General features: G+C 61.9%; 19 protein-coding genes, 1 tRNA gene and 2 pseudogenes. 18 read left to right on the plus strand and 4 right to left on the minus strand.

The window, feature by feature from the left end:
- Positions 1–101: 101 nt before the first annotated feature.
- From IU367_RS05095 to galE, 16 genes are all read left to right on the plus strand, one after another.
- Positions 102–1046: a YbgA family protein gene (locus IU367_RS05095; protein ID WP_274453596.1), complete on the plus strand. Its 945-nt coding sequence runs from the start codon at positions 102–104 to the stop codon at positions 1044–1046.
- Between the two features lie 59 nt (positions 1047–1105).
- Positions 1106–1993: a MerR family transcriptional regulator gene (locus tag IU367_RS05100; RefSeq protein WP_274453597.1), complete on the plus strand. Its 888-nt coding sequence runs from the start codon at positions 1106–1108 to the stop codon at positions 1991–1993.
- Complete coding sequence (gene phrB / locus IU367_RS05105) at positions 1990–3411, plus strand: deoxyribodipyrimidine photo-lyase (protein ID WP_274453598.1); 1422 nt, start codon at positions 1990–1992, stop codon at positions 3409–3411. Before IU367_RS05100 ends, phrB begins: the two co-directional genes overlap by 4 nt.
- 1 nt (position 3412) lies before the next feature.
- A complete protein-coding gene (locus IU367_RS05110; protein WP_098984874.1) occupies positions 3413–3841 on the plus strand; it encodes a nuclear transport factor 2 family protein in 429 nt (142 codons plus the stop codon).
- On the plus strand, positions 3838–4572 hold the full coding sequence (locus IU367_RS05115; protein ID WP_274453599.1) for an SDR family NAD(P)-dependent oxidoreductase: 735 nt from the start codon (positions 3838–3840) through the stop codon (positions 4570–4572). Before IU367_RS05110 ends, IU367_RS05115 begins: the two co-directional genes overlap by 4 nt.
- The gene (locus tag IU367_RS05120) at positions 4569–5828 is read left to right on the plus strand and encodes an NAD(P)/FAD-dependent oxidoreductase (RefSeq protein WP_274453600.1); all 1260 of its coding nucleotides are present in this window, start codon (positions 4569–4571) and stop codon (positions 5826–5828) included. Before IU367_RS05115 ends, IU367_RS05120 begins: the two co-directional genes overlap by 4 nt.
- On the plus strand, positions 5825–6577 hold the full coding sequence (locus tag IU367_RS05125) for a DUF1365 domain-containing protein (RefSeq protein WP_274453601.1): 753 nt from the start codon (positions 5825–5827) through the stop codon (positions 6575–6577). Before IU367_RS05120 ends, IU367_RS05125 begins: the two co-directional genes overlap by 4 nt.
- The gene (locus IU367_RS05130; protein WP_274453602.1) at positions 6577–7833 is read left to right on the plus strand and encodes an SAM-dependent methyltransferase; all 1257 of its coding nucleotides are present in this window, start codon (positions 6577–6579) and stop codon (positions 7831–7833) included. The genes IU367_RS05125 and IU367_RS05130 overlap by 1 nt, the downstream gene beginning before the upstream one ends.
- A 2-nt stretch (positions 7834–7835) precedes the next feature.
- A complete protein-coding gene (locus IU367_RS05135; protein WP_274453603.1) occupies positions 7836–8315 on the plus strand; it encodes a DUF2878 domain-containing protein in 480 nt (159 codons plus the stop codon).
- Positions 8312–8530 (plus strand): TIGR02450 family Trp-rich protein, encoded by a 219-nt coding sequence (locus IU367_RS05140; RefSeq protein WP_274453604.1) that lies wholly within the window; start codon positions 8312–8314, stop codon positions 8528–8530. Before IU367_RS05135 ends, IU367_RS05140 begins: the two co-directional genes overlap by 4 nt.
- Positions 8487–9029: a chalcone isomerase family protein gene (locus IU367_RS05145; protein ID WP_274453605.1), complete on the plus strand. Its 543-nt coding sequence runs from the start codon at positions 8487–8489 to the stop codon at positions 9027–9029. Before IU367_RS05140 ends, IU367_RS05145 begins: the two co-directional genes overlap by 44 nt.
- A gap of 14 nt (positions 9030–9043) precedes the next feature.
- A complete protein-coding gene (locus tag IU367_RS05150) occupies positions 9044–9586 on the plus strand; it encodes a DUF3833 domain-containing protein (protein ID WP_274453606.1) in 543 nt (180 codons plus the stop codon).
- Between the two features lie 129 nt (positions 9587–9715).
- A complete protein-coding gene (locus IU367_RS05155; RefSeq protein ID WP_021140949.1) occupies positions 9716–10183 on the plus strand; it encodes a Dps family protein in 468 nt (155 codons plus the stop codon).
- Positions 10184–10401: 218 nt separating this feature from the next.
- Positions 10402–12051 (plus strand): hydroxylamine reductase, encoded by a 1650-nt coding sequence (gene hcp, locus IU367_RS05160; RefSeq protein WP_043554876.1) that lies wholly within the window; start codon positions 10402–10404, stop codon positions 12049–12051.
- Between the two features lie 132 nt (positions 12052–12183).
- The gene (locus IU367_RS05165; RefSeq protein ID WP_274453607.1) at positions 12184–13191 is read left to right on the plus strand and encodes an FAD-binding oxidoreductase; all 1008 of its coding nucleotides are present in this window, start codon (positions 12184–12186) and stop codon (positions 13189–13191) included.
- An 85-nt stretch (positions 13192–13276) separates the two neighbouring features.
- Positions 13277–14302, plus strand: a complete 1026-nt coding sequence (galE, locus tag IU367_RS05170; RefSeq protein WP_043554742.1) for a UDP-glucose 4-epimerase GalE — start codon at positions 13277–13279, stop codon at positions 14300–14302.
- A gap of 180 nt (positions 14303–14482) precedes the next feature.
- Here galE and IU367_RS05175 read toward each other — a convergent pair whose 3' ends face one another.
- Positions 14483–15232, minus strand: a complete 750-nt coding sequence (locus IU367_RS05175; protein ID WP_274453609.1) for a DsbA family protein — start codon at positions 15230–15232, stop codon at positions 14483–14485.
- Positions 15233–15430: 198 nt separating this feature from the next.
- On the opposite strand from IU367_RS05175, the gene IU367_RS05180 reads away from it, so the two are divergent.
- Positions 15431–15518 (plus strand) — tRNA-Ser (locus IU367_RS05180).
- A gap of 192 nt (positions 15519–15710) precedes the next feature.
- Here IU367_RS05180 and IU367_RS22105 read toward each other — a convergent pair.
- A pseudogene (locus tag IU367_RS22105) lies at positions 15711–15887 on the minus strand (hypothetical protein); the annotation flags it as partial.
- Between the two features lie 65 nt (positions 15888–15952).
- Here IU367_RS22105 and IU367_RS05185 point away from each other — a divergent pair.
- A pseudogene (locus tag IU367_RS05185) lies at positions 15953–17103 on the plus strand (IS3 family transposase).
- A 127-nt stretch (positions 17104–17230) separates the two neighbouring features.
- On the opposite strand, the gene lipA reads toward IU367_RS05185, so the two are convergent.
- Positions 17231–18196 carry a lipoyl synthase gene (lipA, locus tag IU367_RS05190; RefSeq protein WP_042867544.1) on the minus strand — a complete coding sequence of 322 codons (966 nt, stop codon included), beginning with the start codon at positions 18194–18196 and terminating at the stop codon, positions 17231–17233.
- A gap of 85 nt (positions 18197–18281) precedes the next feature.
- Positions 18282–18971, minus strand: coding sequence for a lipoyl(octanoyl) transferase LipB (gene lipB / locus IU367_RS05195; RefSeq protein WP_241325213.1), 690 nt, complete (start codon positions 18969–18971; stop codon positions 18282–18284).
- Between the last annotated feature and the right edge of the window lie 65 nt (positions 18972–19036).

Below are 19036 nucleotides of genomic sequence, written 5' to 3' on the forward strand. Positions count from 1 at the left end.
GTTTTCGCCCTTGTGCCGTATCAGTCCGTAATAGTTATACAACTTTCCTTTCTTTGTATAACTTCTATAACTGAACTCAGGCTTATACAAGGGGTGTCAACATGTACAAGATTAAAGTCGGTATCAGTGCCTGCCTGCTGGGACAGGAAGTGCGGTTCGACGGGGGCCACAAGCGCTCCAGCTTCTGCGAACGGGATCTTGGCGCTCACTTCGATTACCACCCCGTCTGTCCCGAGATGGCCATCGGCCTGGGGGCGCCGCGCGCCGCCATCCGGCTGGTCAAGCGCCATGGCGAGATCCGCGCCGAGGCGAGCAACGGCAGTTTCGATGTCACCGAGCAACTGATCGCCTTCAGCGAGCAGAAGGCCCGTCAGCTCGACTTCATCTCCGGTTACATCCTCTGCGCCAAGTCCCCCAGCTGCGGCATGGAGCGGGTGCGCATCTACGGCGCCAACAACGAGGGGAGTGCCAAGGAGGGGATAGGCCTGTTCGCCAAGGCGTTGATGGAGGCCAACCCCCTGCTGCCGGTGGAAGAAGATGGCCGCCTGTGCGACCCCATTTTGCGGGAGAACTTCGTGCTGCGGGTCTTCGCCTACCACGACTGGCAGCAGCTCTGCGCCCTGGGGCTCAGCGCCGCGGCGCTCATCCGTTTTCACTCCCGCTACAAGTATCTGGTGCTCTCCCATGCCACCCCCCAGTACCGGGCGCTCGGCAAGCTGCTGGGCAACCTCGGCAAGGCCAACCTGCAGCAGGTGGCCGACAGCTACATCAAGGGATTGATGGCGGCCCTGACCCTGCGTGCCAATCGCCGCAGCCACACCAATGTGCTGATGCACCTGCAGGGTTACTTCAAGCGGGTACTGACCCCGTCCCAGAAGCAGGAGCTGGCCGATACCATAGACAAGTACCGCACCGGCATCTTCCCCTTGCTGGTGCCGCTGACCCTGATCCGCCACTACCTGCGGGAATACCCCAATCCCTATCTGGCGCAGCAGGTTTATCTCAATCCGCACCCCGATACGCTGAAATTGCGTTACGGGCTCTGAATATCCTGTGCAGGCCCTGATGGCCGGGGCCTCTCCCTCAACCTTTGCTGGATGCCGTTATGTCTGATTTACCGCACGCCGCTTCTCCTTCGCCGGAGGAGGGGATCTACCCCATTCGCGAGGTCTCCCGCCTCACCGGCGTCAATGCCGTGACCCTGCGCGCCTGGCAGCGCCGCTACGGGCTGGTGCAGCCGGCCCGCACCGAGAAGGGGCACCGCCTCTACAGCGAGCAGGATATTCGCCAGATAGGCGAGATCCTGAGTTGGCTGGAGCGGGGGGTGAGCATAGGCCAGGTCAAGGGATTGCTGAGCGAGCCCCAATCCCAGCTGGTGAGCGATCACTGGCAGCAGACCCTGGAGCAGCTGTGCCAGGCGGTGCTCGCTCTCAGCCAGCGCAAGGTGGAGGCGCAACTGAATGACCTGCTGGCGAGCTATCCATTCGAGCTGGTGCGCAGCCGGGTGCTGCAACCCCTGGTGGAGCAGTTGCTCGGCCTGTGGCGCGAGCGGCCCGATGGCGAGCTGCTGCAGCAGGTGTGGCTGGGCTGGCTTCATACCCGCTTCGCCCGTCACCTGATCGAGCAGGAGAAGGGTGTGCCGATCACGTTGGCGAGCTGGGGCCAGGTCGGCCCCCTCGATCTGGTCTGGTCTGCCTACGAGCTGATCGGCCAGGGTTACGAGGTGCAACTGCTGGGGGCGGTCGAGCCGCGCCACCTCGCCCTGCTGGAGGGGCGGGCGACCACTCCCTGGCTGGTGCTGCTGGGGGCCGGGCTTGGCAAGCAGGATCTGGCCACCGGCTGGCCGACGGGCACCCGCTTGTTTGGCGAGCTGGGGCGCCTCTATGACACGGATTGGCTGGCGGCTCACGGCTGGCAGCCCACCCTTGCACAGGTTTCTTTGGAGCAACCGGCAGCCCGTGGCGGCGCCGTGCGCGGGAGCAAGACCCCATGAAGCTGGTCTGGTTTCGCAATGATTTGCGCCTCGCCGACAACCCGGCCTTGCGACACGCTTGCGCCGAGACGGGGGAGGTAGCCGCCCTGTTTGTCATCTCCCCGACCCAGTGGCGACAACACAAGATGGCCCCCATCCGTCAGCGCTTTATGCTGGCGCAGGTCGATGTGCTGGGCCGCGAACTGGCGTCCCTCGGCATCCAGCTACATCTGTTGCGGGTGGAGACCTTTACCGAGCTGCCGGCGGCGTTGGCGGCCCTGAGCCGGCAGCTGGGTGTCACTCATCTCTATGCCAACCAGGCCATCGAACTCGATGAACAGCGCCGCGACCGTGCCGTCAGCGCCGTGCTGGCGGAGCAGGAGACAAGTTGCCACTGGTTCAACGGCTGCTGCGTGCTGCCGCCGGGCCGGGTGCTGACAGGTGCTGGGGAGATGTTCAAGGTGTTCACCCCCTTCAGCCGCGCCTGGCTCAAGGCGCTGGAGGAGGATGGCTTCGTCATTCACAGAGCCCCCGTACCACGGGGCGAGCCGCTGTTGTGGCAGCCGCTGGCCGACAGGGCACTTGTCGATGCAGATCTCGGTGAAGTGACGCCGGATCCGCGCTGGCCCGTGGGGGAGGCCGAGGCACAGCGCCGTCTGCACGCCTTTCTGGAACGGGCGGTGCTCGACTATGGCGAGACCCGGGACTTTCCGGCGCAGGCGGGCACTTCCATCCTCTCGCCTTATCTGGCAGTGGGCATCATAAGTCCGCGCCAGTGCGTGGGGGCGCTGCAACAGCGGCTCGGTTACCGGCCCCAATCCAAGGCGCAGCCTGGTTTCGTCTGGCTCAACGAGCTTGTCTGGCGCGACTTCTATCGCCACCTGCTGGTGCTGGTGCCGACCCTCTCCATGAACCTGCCGTTCAAACCCGAGACAGCCGCCTTGCCCTGGGGCTGGGATCCGGAGGCCTTGGCCGCCTGGTGCGAGGGGCGCACCGGCTATCCCATCGTCGATGCGGCCATGCGCTGCCTCAACGCCACCGGCTGGATGCACAACCGGCTGCGGATGATAGTGGCGAGCTTCCTGACCAAGGATCTGCACATCCACTGGCGGCTCGGGGAGGATTACTTCATGAGCCAGCTGATTGACGGGGATCTGGCGGCCAACAACGGCGGCTGGCAGTGGGCGGCGGGTACGGGTGCCGATGCGGCCCCCTACTTTCGGGTGTTCAATCCCACCACTCAGGGGCAACGATTTGATCCACAAGGAGACTTTATCCGTACCTGGGTAACTGAACTTGCCGATGTCCCCGCCGCCTATGTGCACCAGCCCCATGACTGGTTGCGACTCAAGGGAGGAAGGGGATATCCGGCACCCATGGTGGATCACGCCGTCGCCCGGGTGAGAGCCATAGAGATGTTTCGACACCTGGAGAAATAGGATGAACGCGCCGCTGGCCCGCTTTATTGCCCTTTACCAGCAACTGGACAAGCAGCAGTTGCATCGCTTGCCGGACGTCTATGCCGAGCAGGTGATCTTCATCGATCCGGCCCACCGTATCGAGGGGCTGACGGCGCTCACCGACTATTTTGCTGCTCTGTATCAGCGTCTCGCCGACTGTCGCTTCGAGATCATCAGCCAGCAGCAACAGGGTCGCGAGGCCTGGATAAGCTGGGTCATGACCTTCTCCCACCCAAGGCTCGGCGGAGGGCGGCCCGTCACTGTGGAGGGGGCGACCCGGCTTGAGTTCGACGCCGCAGACAAGGTGTGTCTGCATCGCGATTACTTCGATCTCGGCGCCATGCTCTACGAGCAGTTGCCGCTGCTCGGATCCCTGGTGCGCACCATCAAGGGGAGGCTGGGATCATGAGCGGACGTGTGCTGATCACGGGGGCCAGCTCCGGGCTGGGCCGCCAGCTGGCACTCGATTATCGGCAGGCGGGCTGGCAGGTGTGGGGCTGCGGCCGCGATGGCGATCGGCTGCTGGCATTGGGTCGCCACGGCATCACCCCCTTGCAGTTTGATGGCCGGGATGCGGCTGCCATGGCAGAGGTGGCGGCCAGCCTGCCGCCGCTGGATCTGCTGATCCTCAATGCCGGTAGCTGCGAATACATGGATCTGGCTGAGGGGTTCGATGGCGAGCTGTTTGCCCGGGTGATCGAGACCAACCTCATCGCTACCGGCCAGGCGCTGGCCACCTTCCTGCCGCTGCTGGAACGGGGTGCCCGGCTCGCCATCGTCGGCTCCTCGGTGAGCTGGTTGCCGCTGCCAAGGGCCGAAGCCTATGGTGCCTCCAAGGCGGCCCTCGACTATCTGGCCGATACCCTGCGTCTCGATCTCAGGGCCAGGGGCATAGCCGTGACCCTGATCCGCCCCGGCTTTGTGCAGACGCCGCTCACCGCCAAAAATGACTTTCCCATGCCCTGCCTGGTGACGGTGGAGCAGGCCTCTCGCGCCATCCTGACCGGACTGGCCGCCGGTCGTCACCAGATCCACTTTCCCCGCCGCTTCATCTGGTTGCTGCGCCTGCTTGGCGCACTGCCGGTGGGACTCTGGCTGCGGCTTGGCAGCACGCTTGTTTCGAAAGGACGCCCTTCATGAAGAAAAAAATTGCCATCGTCGGCTCTGGCATCTCCGGGCTTACCGCCGGTTTTCTGCTTCACAAGCGCCACGACATCACCTTGTTCGAGGCGGCCCCCACTCTGGGGGGGCATACCGCCACCGTCGATGTCAGCCTGGCCGGTCGCAGCTATGCCATCGATACCGGTTTTATCGTGTTCAACGATCGCACCTACCCCAACTTCCTGAAGCTGCTTGAGCGGATCGGGGTGGCGCGCCAGCCGGCCGAGATGAGCTTTTCGGTGAAGAGCCCGCAGGGGCTCGAGTACAACGGTCACAATCTGGATACCCTGTTTGCCCAGCGCAGCAATCTGCTGAGCCCGCGTTTTTACCGCTTCGTGGCCGAGATACTGCGCTTCAACCGGGAAGCCCGTGCCTGGCTGGCCGACGGCCAACGCCATGGCGAGTGTCCCGCGCTGAGCCTGGGGGACTTCTTGCAGGTGGGGGACTTTAGCGACTACTTCGCCCGCCACTACATTCTGCCCATGGGGGCGGCCATCTGGTCCTCCACCCTGGCGGACATGCGAGCCTTTCCGCTGGCCTTCTTCCTGCGCTTTTTTGCCAACCACGGCCTGCTCGATGTGGCCAACCGCCCCCAGTGGTACGTGATCCCGGGGGGCTCGCGGGAGTACATAGGCCCGCTCACCGCAGGCTGGCAGCCGCAGATCCGCCTCGCCTGTCCGGTGCAGGGGATCCGGCGGCAGGCCGAGGGGGTGTCGATCCAGAGTCGCTATGGCGAGGAGCAGTTTGACGAGGTGATCCTCGCCTGCCACAGCGATCAGGCGCTGGCCCTGTTGCAGGATGTCAGCGAGCGGGAGCAGGCGATTCTGGGCGACATGGCCTATCAGGCCAATGACGTCTGGCTGCATACCGATGCCAGCTGCCTGCCCACTCGCCGCAAGGCCTGGGCCAGCTGGAACTATCAGCTGGACGGGGACGATGAGGCGCGGCCGCTGGTGAGCTACAACATGAACATTCTGCAGGGGGTGAGCTCGCCAGTGCCCTTCTGCGTCAGCCTCAATCCCAGGGGCAAGGTGGACGAGAGCAAGGTGCTGCGCCGCTTCGTCTATCACCACCCTGTGTTCAATCAGGCATCCATTGAGGCGCAGCAGGCGCGGCTGGAGATCTGCGGCCAGCAGCACACCCATTTCTGCGGCGCCTACTGGTACAACGGCTTTCATGAGGACGGGGTGCGCAGCGCGCTGGACGTCGCCAGACGCTTCGGAGCCGAGCTATGAGCACTGCCGCCATGGCTCAGACCGTCAGCGCCATCTGGCAGGGCTCGGTGCGCCATCGTCGCTTCGCACCCAGGGCCCATGCCTTCTCCTACAGCCTCTTCATGCTGGGGCTGGATCTGGACGAGCTGCCGAGCCTCGGCCAGGGGCGCTGGTTCGCCGTGGAGCGGGCCGGGCTGCTCTCCTTTCACCGCAATGATTACCTCAAAGGCCGCGAGGGAAGCCTCAAGCAGGCGGTGTGGGACAAGGTGACCGAGCTTGGCGGCGCTGCCGAGCCGGACGGGCGCGTCTTGCTGCTCGGCAATGTACGCTGCCTGGGCTTCTATTTCAGCCCGGTCAATTTCTACTTCTGTTACCGGCAGGGGGAGGCGCGTTACCTGCTGGCCGAGGTGTCGAACACCCCCTGGAACGAGCGCCACTACTACCTGCTGGATCTGGCGGCGCTGGCGCCCCACGACAAGGATTTTCACGTCTCCCCCTTCATGGGGCTGGCCATGCGCTACCACTGGCGCATTCGTCCGCCCGCGCAGGAGACACTGATCCACATCGAGAGTCATCCCAGGTCTGGCGAGGCCAAGCTGTTCGACGCCACCCTGGCGCTGAGCCGTGAGCCGCTGTCGCGCAAGGGGCTGGTGGCGCTGCTCGCCCGCTGGCCCTGGATGACCCTGAAGGTGCTGCTCGGGATCTACTGGCAGGCCCTGCGTCTTTTTATCAAACGAACCCCCATCTTCACTCATCCGGAGAGCCGCTAATGGAACTTGTGCAATCAACCCTCTCTGCCTCTTTCATCGACAAAGGTGCAAGGCAACTGCTGCTGAATCTGCTGGGGCGTCTCGAGCATGGTCAACTGCTGCTGCGGGATGGCAGCGAGCGCCACAGTTTCGGTGTGGCGGGCACTGACCTGCACGCCGAGGTGGTTGTGCAGGATCCGGCCTTCTATCGCCGTCTGTTGCTGGGGGGCAGCATAGCCGCCGGTGAAACCTGGGTGGAGGGGCTCTGGACCAGCCCGGATCCGGTGGCTCTGGTGCGGCTGCTGGCCCGCAACCTGACGCTGCTCGACAGCCTGGAGCGGCGGCTCGGCTGGCTGAGTTTCCCCTTCAACAAGGCGCGCCACTGGCTCAACCGCAATACCCTGACAGGCTCGAGATCCAACATCGCCGCCCACTACGATCTCGGCAATACCCTCTATCAGGGCTTTCTCGATGGTCATATGCAGTATTCGAGTGCCATCTATCCGAGTGCCGACGCAAGCCTGGAGCAGGCGCAGCAGGCCAAGCTGCACACCATCTGCGAGCGGCTGGCGCTGAAACCTGACGACCATCTGCTGGAGATAGGCACAGGCTGGGGCGGCCTTGCCATTTATGCCGCTCGCCACTACGGCTGCCGGGTAACCACGACGACCATCTCCCGGGCCCAGCACGACTACGCAAAGGAGTGGATTGCGCGGGAGGGGCTCGACGATCGTATTACCTTGCTGCTGGAGGATTACCGCAAGCTGGAGGGAACCTTCGACAAGCTGGTCTCCATCGAGATGATAGAGGCGGTGGGCCATGCCTTCCTGCCGGACTATTTCCGCCAGTTGTCGCGCCTGCTCAAACCCGGTGGTCGCCTGCTCATTCAGGCCATCACCATAGCCGATCAGCGCCACGCCCAGTATCTGCGCGGGGTCGATTTCATCCAGCGTTACATCTTCCCCGGCGGCTGCCTGCCGAGCGTCTCCCAGATGGCGGGCTTGCTGGCCCGCGAGACCGACATGCAGCTGGTGCGGCTGCACGATCACGGCCACCATTACGCCCGCACCCTGGCGCACTGGTGCGAGCGCTTTCTGGCGCTGGCCCCCGAGCTGCCGAGGCTCGGCTACAGCCAGGATTTCATCCGGCTGTGGCACTTCTACTTTGCCTATTGCGAAGGTGGCTTCTGGGAGCGGGCCATCAGCCTGGTCCAGCTGGAAGCGGCCAAGCCGGGCCCCCTTGGCTGGTCGGGGGACCTGCCAGTAAGCGGTCACTGACCATGTGGCAGTGGGCCCAGCTGCTGGGGTTCAACCTCTACTGGTTGCTGGCGGTAAAGTGGCAGCAGCCGGGCCCACTGCTGCTGATGCTGTTGCTCCACTTTCTCTTCTCCCCCAGCCGCAGGCGCGATCTGCGGTTATGGCCGGTGGCCCTGGCCGGCTGTCTGCTCGATGGCTTGCTCTGGCAGCTCGGGTTGTTTCAATTTTCGGCCGGTTTCCCCCTCTGGCTGGTACTGCTCTGGCTCGGTTTTGCCCTGACGCTGGCCCACGGCATGCGCTGGTTGCGCCCCTTGCCCCGCTGGCAGCAGGGGCTGTTTGGTATGGCGGGTGGTGCTTCCTCCTATGTGGCGGGAGCAGCCATGGGCGCAGTACACTTACCCTGGGGCATCTGGATCAGCACGGCACTGCTGGCGGTGATCTGGATGTGGTGGTTACCCGTACTCCTGTGGGTAACGGTCAAGCTGGAGGGTGAAGCGAGATGAACACCTTTTCGACCGACACCTTGTTGTTTTCCAAGTGGACCAAAGAGAGCCAGCACGAGCTGACCGAGCGCTTCTATCTGGTGGTGTCATGCCAGCGGGATGCGCAGGGGCAACTGGCCTGCGTGGTGATGCAGGATATCAACACCCTGCTGGAACAGGAGATGGATTGGCATGAACTGGAAGATCCCGCGAGCTGGCACATGGGGTGGAATTAGCCTGCTGATCGTGGCCTTGAGCAGCCCGTGTTCACTGGCCAAAGAGGCCCCTTCCACCCCCTGGCAGCCGCTGCGAGCCGTGGGGCAGGGGGAGATGAGCTGGCTCTGGTTCAAGCTCTACGACGCTACCCTCTACAGCGCAAGTGGCCGTTATGAGCCGGGCCATTATCCACAGGCGCTGATCCTCACCTACGCCAGAGAGATCAAACGCAGTGATTTGCTCACCGCCACCGCCGAGGAGTGGCAGCGACTCGGGCTCGGCAGCGATGCCGATCGCCGGCGCTGGCTCGATCAGCTGGCGGCGCTCTGGCCCGATGTGGGGGCGGGAGACAGGCTCGCCTTCTATGTGGATGAGGCCGGATTTGGCCATTTCTGGTGGCACGAACGGCCGCTCGGCAGCCTCGCCGATCCCCAATTCTCCGCAGCCTTTCTGGCCATCTGGCTCGCCGACAACAGTCGTGATCCCGCGCTCACCCGCCGCCTGCGGGGTCAACTCTGATGCTGGAATACTCAATGTCTCTCTATCGTTATTGTCGCTTTCTGCTGCTGTTGTCACTCGTGGTACTGACGGGGTGTGGCAGCAGTCTGGATGACTACCGTGGTCAGGAGCCGAGCTGGGATCTCGCCCGCTTCTTCAACGGCAAGCTGGTGGCCCATGGCCTGGTGACAGACCGCAGCGGCGAAGTGACCAGTCGCTTCCGGGTCGAGATGCAGGGGCATTGGCAGGGTGGCAAGGGGGAGTTGTTCGAGCAGTTCTATTTCGATGACGGCCGCCGGCAGACCCGCACCTGGTTCTTGAGCAAGGGGGACGATGGTCACTGGCGCGGTACCGCATCCGATGTAGTGGGGGAGGCGATAGGCAAGACGGAAGGCTTTGCCCTCAACTGGCGCTATCAACTCGATCTGGCCCTGCCGGATGGGGAAGTGGTGCGGGTGAGCTTCGATGACTGGATGTATCTGCTGGATGAAGATCGCCTGATCAATCGGGCCGAGATCAGCAAGTTCGGCATTCATTTGGGCGAGGTGATCCTCTATATCGAGCGGCGTCCGGGGTGAGGCATGCCAGATCATCTGACGGGTGCACTTGGCGATAGCCGCTCGCTATCAATCAGTTAGGCAGCAACTATTACCTTTTGAGTCTGAAGGGAGCTAATCTGGCTCCGTCGTCAAATCTGGAGGTGAAACATGAAAAGTCCGATTGGTCTTGATACCGTTCAATCACAAGCCCTGGCCGCCGAGCTGAACAAGTTGCTGGCCAGCTACCAGATCCTCTACATGAACGTCCGTGGCTTCCACTGGAATATCCGCGGCAACCAGTTCTTCGAACTACACCTGAAATTTGAAGAGATCTACAACGATCTGCTGCTCAAGGTCGATGCCCTGGCCGAGCGCATCCTCACCCTGGATGGCGTGCCCATGCACAGCTTCAGCGACTACCTGAAAGTCTCTGCCATCCCGGAGCAGAAGGGACTGCATGACGGCCGTGCCTGTGTCGAATCCCTGCTTGAGAGCTTCCGTGAGCTGCTGGTCGCCCAACGCCGGATCTTGGGACAAGCCGCCGAGGCCGGTGACGAGGGGACGGCATCCATCCTCTCCGACTATGTGCAGCAGCAGGAAAAACTGGTCTGGATGCTGCGCGCCTACCTGGCCTGACCCTTTGTTGAAGCGAGTTTTGTTGTAAACCTTTGTTGTAAACCCGAGTTGTCTCTCCTTTTATCCACCCGCTTGCCGCCCTGTTTGGGCGGCTTTTTTGTTTTTGATCTGCATCAATGAAAACTTAATTGGCAAATTGAATGCCTATTAAGTTTTTGGCGAGGGGCATAGAATCGCCACAAAACAAGTAACTGAAATGTCCAATTAGGAGAGGCATGATGTTTTGTGTGCAATGTGAACAGACAATTCGTACCCCGGCAGGCAATGGCTGTGCTTATGCACAAGGCATGTGCGGCAAGACGGCCGAAACCTCGGATCTGCAGGATGTGCTGATCTATGCGCTGCAGGGCCTCAGTGCCTGGGCGCTGGCCGCTCGCGAGCACGGCGTCATCGACAACGAGATCGATGCCTTCGTGCCCAAGGCCTTCTTCGCCACCCTCACCAACGTCAACTTTGACTCCGCCCGCATCGTTGGCTATGTCAATCAGGCGCTGGCTCATCGTCAGCAGCTGGCCGACCGTCTGGCTGCACTGGCGGTGCAAGTCACCGGCTTGCCCGAGGCTGCCGGTTTCGAGCCGGGTGACGAGCTGCTCGCCCAGCTGGCCCATGCGCCGCAAACCGCGGTCAATCGCGGCAAGAGCGAGGTGCACGAAGACATCATGGGGCTGCGTCTGCTCTGCCTCTACGGCCTCAAGGGCGCCGCCGCCTACATGGAGCACGCCCGGGTGCTGGGTCAGCAGGATAGCGCCGTGGCCGCCGAGTTCCATCGCATCATGAGCTGGCTCAGCACTGACCCGAGCGAGCTGGATCCCCTGTTCAAATGTGCCATGGAGATCGGCCTGCTCAACTTCAAAATCATGGAGATGCTGGATCTCGGTGAAACCACCGCCTTCGGTCACCCGGAACCGACCCAGGTGCGCGTTACCCCTGTGCCGGGCAAGTGCATCCTGGTCTCCGGCCACGACATGATGGATCTCAAGCTGATCCTGGAGCAGACCGCAGGCACTGGCATCAACGTCTACACCCACGGCGAGATGCTGCCGGCGCTGGCCTATCCCTTCTTCAAGCAGTACCCCCACCTGGTGGGCAACTACGGCTCCGCCTGGCAGAACCAGCAGAAGGAGTTTGCGAACTTCCCCGGCGCCGTGGTGATGACCTCCAACTGCATCATCGACCCTAACGTGGGCGACTACAGCGACCGCATCTTTACCCGCTCCATCGTCGGCTGGCCGGGCGTGACTCACCTGGAAGGGGATGACTTCTCCGCCGTGGTGGCGAAGGCATTGGCGCTGGACGGTTTCAAACACACAGAACTCGAGCACTTCATCACCATCGGCTTTGCCCGCAATGCCCTGATGCAGGCGGCACCAGCGGTGATCGACAAGGTGAAAGCCGGTGAGATCAGCCACTTCTTCCTGGTGGGCGGTTGTGACGGCGACAAGGCCGAGCGCGCCTACTTCACCGAGTTTGCCAAGGCAGCCCCGCAAGACAGCCTGCTGCTCACCCTGGGCTGCGGCAAGTACAAGTTCAACAAGCTCGACTTTGGCGACATCGGCGGTATTCCCCGTCTGCTGGACGTGGGTCAGTGCAACGATGCTTACTCCGCCATCCAGCTCGCACTGGCGCTCTCCGAGGCGTTCGAGTGTGGCGTCAACGACCTGCCGTTGACCCTGGTGCTCTCCTGGTTCGAACAGAAGGCCATCGTCATCCTGCTCACCCTGCTGGCGCTCGGTGTGAAAGACATTCGCACCGGTCCGACCGCACCGGCCTTCCTGACCCCGGCCCTGCTCAAGGTGCTGGAGGAGCAGTTCGGGCTGAAAGGGACCACCACGGCCGAAGCGGATCTCGCCGAGATCCTGGCGGCCTGAATCCGGTGATAGCGCAGGCCGTGTAGGCCTGATCATCTCAGCGTGTTGTAAGCCTTTGGCGAGCCTGATAGCTCGCCTTTTTTTCAACGCGTCGTGTTTCAAAAACATGTTTTCAAAATGAGGAGCCTTGTGATGACCTCCACCTCTCTCACCCTGCGTTGCATCGGTCGTCGCGCCGACACCCATGATGTGGTGAGCTGGCAGTTCGCGCCGCTTGCAGGCAGTCTGCCCCCCGTGCTGGCCGGCCAGTGCGTGACCCTGCACACAGAGATCGACGGCCAGCCCATGTGCCGTGCCTATACCCTCTCCTCCAGCCCGCAGGACGCGCGCTGGCAAGTCACCATCAAGGATGTGGGGCGGGTCTCCCACCATCTGCACCAGAGCCTGCAGGTGGGGGACGAGATCCGGGTCGACGGCCCCTTCGGCGACTTCAACCTGACGGCGCTGCCCTGCGAGCGACCGCTGCTGCTGAGCGCCGGTTCCGGCATCACCCCCATGTGGGCCATGCTGCGCGACGAGCTGGCCAAGCGCTCCGAGGCGGACATCCGCTTCATTCACAGCGCCCGTTCACCTCAGGATCTGATCTTCGCAAGCGAACTGGCTGCGCTGGCCGAGGCTCACCCCGGCGTGCGCCATGGGTTGGTGCTGGAGCAGGCTTCGGCCGCTCATCCCTGGGTTGGCCGGCTCACTCCCGCCATGCTCAAGGAGCTGGCACCGGACCTGCTCGATCGCCACGTCTATCTGTGCGGCCCTGCGCCTTACATGACCGCCGTCTGCGCCATGCTGGCGGAGCTGGGGTTGCCAGCGGAGCAGTTGCATCAGGAGTCGTTCGGCCTGCCTGCTGTTACATCGGGCGCGGCGCCGGTTGCGGCCGCCAGCGACCATTTCTGGCTGACCCTCAAGAAGAGCGGCAAGAAGGTGAAGATATTGCCGGGCCAGACCCTGCTGGCTGCCCTGGAAGGGGCTGGCGAGACCATGATGGCTGCCTGCCGCGCCGGAGTGTGTGGCGCCTGTCGCTGTACCACGACTGGCGAGATCGAACGGCAGAGCGTGATGACGCTGAGTGCGCAGGATCTGGAGGGCGGCGTCGCACTGGCCTGCTCCTGTACCGCCAGGGGGGATGTCAGCCTCGACTATTGAGGGGCGTCATTAGTATCTCACTCTTTTCCCGAGCGGGCAGGGCGGGTAGACTCTGCCCCAGTTTCACCAGAACACGGGATAAAAAATGACAATATTGGTTACGGGTGGCGCCGGTTACATAGGTTCCCATACCCTGGTTGAGCTGCTCAATGCCGGGCAGCAGGTCGTGGTGCTGGACAACTTGTCCAACTCTTCCCCCGAGTCCCTCAAGCGGGTCGAGCGGATCACCGGCAAGCCGGTCATCTTCGTGGAAGGGGACGTGCTGGACAGAGCCTGTCTGCAGCAGCTGTTTGCCGCCCACAAGATTGAATCCGTGATCCACTTCGCCGGCCTCAAGGCGGTGGGGGAGTCGAGCCAGATCCCGCTCACCTATTACCAGAACAACATCACGGGTACCCTGGTGTTGTGCGAGGAGATGGCAAAGGCGGGCGTGTTCCGGCTGGTGTTCAGCTCCTCCGCCACCGTGTATGGCGATCCGGCCTCTGTGCCGCTGCGGGAAGATTTCCCCACCAGCGCGACCAATCCCTATGGTCGCTCCAAGCTGATGGTGGAAGAGATACTGCGTGACTTGTCCAAATCCGATCCGCGCTGGGCCATAGTGCTGCTGCGCTACTTCAACCCGGTTGGCGCCCACGAGAGCGGCCTCATAGGCGAAGATCCCAACGGCATCCCCAACAACCTGCTGCCCTATATCAGCCAGGTGGGGGTCGGCAAGCTCAAGGAGCTGGGGGTGTTTGGCAATGACTATCCGACCCCGGATGGCACAGGCGTGCGTGACTACATTCACGTGGTGGATCTCGCCCTCGGTCATCTCAAGGCGCTGGCCCGCATCGCTGCCGATACCGGTGTCTTCACCTACAACCTGGGTACCGGCCAGGGCTATTCCGTGCTGCAGATGATCAGGGCGTTTGAGGCGGCCAGCGGCCGCACCATAGCGTACCAGATCAAACCTCGCCGCCCCGGTGACATAGCCGAATGCTGGGCCGAGCCGCACAAGGCCCGTGACGAGCTGGGCTGGCAGGCGGAGCGCGGGCTCGAGCGGATGATGGTGGACACCTGGCGCTGGCAAAGCCAGAACCCGAACGGCTATGGCCCTACTGCGAAGCCGTGATCAAGGATCATGCGCTGCTCGGGAGCCTCATTTATTCATATAAATTCCGGTCCCTGCGCAGCTCTTCGCCTTGCTGACAGCTCCTCGCGACGGCCCATCAGGCCTGAGGGACTGAAGCCTGAATGGCAAAACGCCCCGGCATCGCAATGCCGGGGCGTTTTTTATGGGCGAAGGGCTGGGTTACTGAATGCTCTTGCCCGCGCGCACATCCTTGATGAAGCCTTTCAGGCTCGCCAGATCGCGAGGGGCGCCACGCAGTATCTGGTCACCTATGATGAAGGCCGGTGTGCCTGAGATGCTCATGGCTTCGGCCAGCGCCCGGTTGGTGCCGAGGTTCTGATCTATGCTGCCATCCTTGATCTTGGCCTCGACCTTGCTCCAGTTCACCCCGGCCGCTTCCGCCAGCTGCTTCACCTGGGCTTCATCAGACAGCGGGCCCTGATGGGCGTACAGCTTCTCGTGGAAGGCCTGGTATTTGTCAGGCTGACCCAGCTGCACCGCCAGCGCCGCACGGGCGGCGAAGTAGGAGGTCTCGCTCAGGATGGGGAACTGCTTGTAGATATAACGGATGTCCTTGTCTTCACCCAGCAGTTGCTTGATCAGCGGATGGGCGCGCTTGCAGTAACCGCAGTTGTAATCGAAGAACTCGACCACGGTCAGGCTGCCCTTGGGGTTGCCGCTCTCGGGATCCTGATTGGCATAGAGCTGCTTGGCGTGTGTCTGGATCAGGCTCTTGTCGTTGGCCGCCTGCTGGCTCTCCTGCTTGGAGCGCAGGGCATTGGACATCTCGACCAGGATCTCCGGATTCTTGACCAGATAGTCGCGCACGATTTGCTCGACATCGCTCTTGGTCAGCTCGCTTGCCTGAACCGGCGCCGCAAGCAGGGTGGCGCCAGTCAGGGCGCAAAGCAGGGCATGTTTGATTCTCATAAGTCCATCTTGCTGGAAATTTCGTGATGGCCACTATAGTGGGTGAGTCTGTTTTCAAGTCAAGTTATCTGGTTGAAAAAGCGCTGCTTATGCTCAGTTTGTCGACTTTATGCGTCATTTAGCCCAATAAATCGGCAAACGCACCGCGAGGGGATTTACAAGCCGGATCGCCATGGGTAATATTCGCCGCACTGTCGCGGAGGGGTGGCAGAGCGGCTGAATGCACCGGTCTTGAAAACCGGCGATGGGCGACCATCCGTGGGTTCAAATCCCACCTCCTCCGCCATCTATGTAGCCCAACTGATTGATTCGGTTGGGCTTTTTTGTATTTTTGATTTTTGGTGTGCCAGTGAGTATGCCATTAGATGTTGGCTGGCCTTACTACTTAGTAACACTTCTTTAAGACAGCATAATAAGCCGTGTCCTTGTTAGTAATCTTCATTAGATGTACAGATCTAGTTATCACCTGACACCGGCCTCAAACCGGTGCCTTGTTTACGCTACTTTTAGTGCGCACTTCTTTCGGTATCAATTTCAGACCCTTTTTGAACATGCTGTAGGGGGTTTGCCCCTCCATTATCCTGCTCTGATGTGGCCGCTGGGTGTTGTAGTGTTCCAGGTAACTATCCAGGCCTGTCTGCATCTGCTCCACTGTAGTGGTCTAATCATCCCGGACACCGTTTTAGGTGGTACAGTCGCCACCATGACCAGAGGTGTTCAATGACAAGATTACGTCGCTCATTCACTGCCGAGTTCAAGCTGGAAGCCGCATCCCTGGTGCTCGACCAAGGCTATTCCGTCCCCGAAGCCAGCCGTTCACTGGGTGTCGGTGAAACCGTGCTTCGCCGATGGATTTAGCAACTTCAATCCGAATGAACTGGCACAACCCCTATCAGCAAGGCTCTGACCCCAGAGCAGCAGAAAATCCAGGAGCTGGAAGCCCGCATCAACCGGCTTGAACGTGAAAAGGCCATTTTAAAAAAGCTACGGCTCTCTTGATGGCGGACGAGCTCGTACGTACGCGCTGATAGACCGATTAAGGGAGCAAGCCCCCACCACGCTGGTCTGTTGCGCTTGCGGTATCCCAACCGCCTGTTTTTACGACTATCTGGCTCGCAGGCGCATAATTGACCGTGAGCGGGTGCAACAAAGAAGTGAGTTGCGGCGCCTGTTCAACGAGAGCAGAGGCTCAGCTGGCAGCCGGGCCTTGATGTCGATGATGCGGGAGTTGGAGCATCAGATTGGCCGGTTCAAGGTGCGTCGTCTGATGAAGGAAGCCGGGCTGACCTCCAAGCACCCCGGCTCTCATGCCTACAAGGTCGCCCGGGCTGAACGACCGGACATCCCGAATCTGCTGGCGCGTGAATTTGCTGCCCCGCAGCCCAATCAGGTGTGGTGTGGCGATATCACTTACGTGTGGGCCGGCGGTCGCTGGCAATACTTGGCGGTGGTGCTCGACCTCCATACCCGGCGGGTCGTGGGCTGGTCAATGTCTGACAGACCTGATGCTGACTTGGCCGTGAAAGCGCTCGAGATGGCGTATCAGCAACGAGGTTGTGCTGTTTCACTCCGACCAGGGGAGCCAATACGGCAGTCGGGTATTTCGGCAACGGCTGTGGCGCTATCGCATGACCCAGAGCATGAGTCGGCGTGGCAACTGTTGGGATAACGCGCCGATGGAGCGGCTGTTCAGGAGCCTTAAGACGGAATGGCTTCCGACCACGGGGTACATGAGCCTGCGGGAAGCGAAGCGGGATATCAGTTCCTACCTGATGGATTACTATAACTGGCGGCGTCCACATCAACACAATGATGGGATACCGCCAGCAGAGGCCGAAAATCGGCTTAACTGTGTGTCTGGATTTAGTTGACCACTACAGTGAGTTAAGTGGTCCATATCTCTCGCTGAAATACAACGCCCTCGATACGTTACATCGGGGCGTTGAGTAACTGAAAATGTGTAAACACATTTAAGGAGTAGCTAATGGGTGGATGAGGTTACTTCACCTCTTCGCCCTTGGCTTGCAGGTCCGCATGGTAGGAGGAGCGGACGAAGGGGCCGCAGGCGGCGTGGGAGAAGCCCAGCCCCATGGCGACATCCTTCAGTTCGTCAAACTCTGCGGGCGGCACGTAGCGCTTCACCGGCAGGTGGTGGCGGCTTGGCTGCAGATACTGGCCCAGGGTCAGCATGTTGACGCCGTGCTCGCGCAGATCGGTGAGCACCTGCACGATCTCTTCGTTGGTCTCGCCAAGGCCCATCATGACACCGGACTTGGTCGGTACATGGGGGTGCATCTCCTTGATGCGGCGCAGCAGCTCGAGGGACCACTTGTAGTCGGCGCCGGGGCGGGCGACCCGGTACATGCGCGGGGCTGTTTCCAGGTTGTGGTTGAACACGTCCGGCGGCGTCTCGCGGAACACCTCCAGCGCCTGCTCCATCCGGCCGCGGAAGTCCGGGGTCAGGATCTCGATGCGGGTCTGCGGGCTGTGCTCGCGGATCTGCTTGATGCAGTCGGCGAAGTGCTGGGCACCGCCGTCGCGCAGATCGTCGCGGTCCACCGAGGTGATGACCACGTATTTCAGCCCCATCTCCTTGATGGTGAGTGCCAGCTTGTGCGGCTCGTCGGGATCCAGCGCCAGCGGGCGGCCGTGGGCCACGTCGCAGAAGGGGCAACGACGGGTGCAGATGGCGCCCATGATCATGAAGGTGGCCGTGCCGTGGTTGAAGCACTCGGCCAGGTTGGGGCAGGAGGCCTCTTCACACACTGAGTGCAGCTTGTTCTTGCGCAGCGTGCTCTTGATGTGCTCGATCTTCTGGCTCGACGGCGGCAGCTTGATCCGCATCCAGTCCGGCTTGCGCAGCACTTCCTCGTCGGGATCCGGCATGAATTTCACCGGGATCAGGGCCATCTTGTCGCCATCGCGCAGCTTGACGCCCGGCTCCATACGAACGGGTTTGCTCATGATTCACTCTCGGTGTTTGTTATTGTTTGGTAGATAGCCGTCGGGGTCATCTCTGTGCCCTCATGGCCACGCAGCATGGGCTCGCTCATGCCGCCTCTTCGGTATGGGTGATCGTCTCATAGCCAATCAGGCTGGCCAGTTCGGCCACCAGAATGGCCTGCGCCTCGGCCACGCTCTGCGGGCCGCCCAGGGCGCTGGTCTGGGTCATGGCCATGCCCGCATAACCGCACGGATTGATGCGCAGGAAGGGGGTCATGTCCATGTTGATATTGAGTGCCAGCCCGTGGAAGGAGCAGCCCTTGCGGATGCGCAGGCCCAGCGAGGCCAGCTTGGCTTCTGTCTGCAGCGAGGCGCCGAGCTCGCTTTTCACATAGACGCCGGGGGCGTCGGGCTTGGCATAAGCCTCAATCCCGCTCCTGGCCAGGGTCTTGATGATGGCGGTTTCCAGGCAGGTCACCAGCTCGCGCACCGTCAGCTTGCTGCGGCGCACATCCACCAGCACGTAGAGCACCAGCTGGCCGGGGCCGTGATAGGTCACCTGACCGCCGCGATCGCTCTGCACCACAGGGATGTCGCCCGGTGCGAGCAGATGCTCGGCCTTGCCGGCCTGGCCCTGGGTGTAGACGGGGTCGTGCTCCACCACCCAGAACTCGTCCGGGGTGTCGCTGGTGCGACTGTCGGTGAAGGCCTTCATGGCGTCCCATACCGGCTGGTAGGGGCGGCGACCCAGGTGTCTGACGAGCAGCTGTGGCTGGGCGGGGATCTGGGGTGACATCTTTTCCTCACAGGCTGGCGCTTGAGTCGGCACCATGGGTCAGCGCTCGGGGGTGACGCAAAATC

The organism is Aeromonas bestiarum, from assembly GCF_028751155.1.
GTDB classification, from domain to species: domain Bacteria; phylum Pseudomonadota; class Gammaproteobacteria; order Enterobacterales; family Aeromonadaceae; genus Aeromonas; species Aeromonas bestiarum.

What these genes read in the sequence shown, in the direction of transcription:
- IU367_RS05095 (WP_274453596.1), top strand. Translation starts at nt 102, where the DNA reads ATGTACAAGATTAAAGTCGGTATCAGTGCCTGCCTGCTGGGACAGGAA.
- IU367_RS05100 (WP_274453597.1), top strand. Translation starts at nt 1,106, where the DNA reads ATGTCTGATTTACCGCACGCCGCTTCTCCTTCGCCGGAGGAGGGGATC.
- phrB (WP_274453598.1), top strand. Translation starts at nt 1,990, where the DNA reads ATGAAGCTGGTCTGGTTTCGCAATGATTTGCGCCTCGCCGACAACCCG.
- IU367_RS05110 (WP_098984874.1), top strand. Translation starts at nt 3,413, where the DNA reads ATGAACGCGCCGCTGGCCCGCTTTATTGCCCTTTACCAGCAACTGGAC.
- IU367_RS05115 (WP_274453599.1), top strand. Translation starts at nt 3,838, where the DNA reads ATGAGCGGACGTGTGCTGATCACGGGGGCCAGCTCCGGGCTGGGCCGC.
- IU367_RS05120 (WP_274453600.1), top strand. Translation starts at nt 4,569, where the DNA reads ATGAAGAAAAAAATTGCCATCGTCGGCTCTGGCATCTCCGGGCTTACC.
- IU367_RS05125 (WP_274453601.1), top strand. Translation starts at nt 5,825, where the DNA reads ATGAGCACTGCCGCCATGGCTCAGACCGTCAGCGCCATCTGGCAGGGC.
- IU367_RS05130 (WP_274453602.1), top strand. Translation starts at nt 6,577, where the DNA reads ATGGAACTTGTGCAATCAACCCTCTCTGCCTCTTTCATCGACAAAGGT.
- IU367_RS05135 (WP_274453603.1), top strand. Translation starts at nt 7,836, where the DNA reads ATGTGGCAGTGGGCCCAGCTGCTGGGGTTCAACCTCTACTGGTTGCTG.
- IU367_RS05140 (WP_274453604.1), top strand. Translation starts at nt 8,312, where the DNA reads ATGAACACCTTTTCGACCGACACCTTGTTGTTTTCCAAGTGGACCAAA.
- IU367_RS05145 (WP_274453605.1), top strand. Translation starts at nt 8,487, where the DNA reads ATGAACTGGAAGATCCCGCGAGCTGGCACATGGGGTGGAATTAGCCTG.
- IU367_RS05150 (WP_274453606.1), top strand. Translation starts at nt 9,044, where the DNA reads ATGTCTCTCTATCGTTATTGTCGCTTTCTGCTGCTGTTGTCACTCGTG.
- IU367_RS05155 (WP_021140949.1), top strand. Translation starts at nt 9,716, where the DNA reads ATGAAAAGTCCGATTGGTCTTGATACCGTTCAATCACAAGCCCTGGCC.
- hcp (WP_043554876.1), top strand. Translation starts at nt 10,402, where the DNA reads ATGTTTTGTGTGCAATGTGAACAGACAATTCGTACCCCGGCAGGCAAT.
- IU367_RS05165 (WP_274453607.1), top strand. Translation starts at nt 12,184, where the DNA reads ATGACCTCCACCTCTCTCACCCTGCGTTGCATCGGTCGTCGCGCCGAC.
- galE (WP_043554742.1), top strand. Translation starts at nt 13,277, where the DNA reads ATGACAATATTGGTTACGGGTGGCGCCGGTTACATAGGTTCCCATACC.
- IU367_RS05175 (WP_274453609.1), bottom strand. Translation starts at nt 15,232, where the DNA reads ATGAGAATCAAACATGCCCTGCTTTGCGCCCTGACTGGCGCCACCCTG.
- lipA (WP_042867544.1), bottom strand. Translation starts at nt 18,196, where the DNA reads ATGAGCAAACCCGTTCGTATGGAGCCGGGCGTCAAGCTGCGCGATGGC.
- lipB (WP_241325213.1), bottom strand. Translation starts at nt 18,971, where the DNA reads ATGTCACCCCAGATCCCCGCCCAGCCACAGCTGCTCGTCAGACACCTG.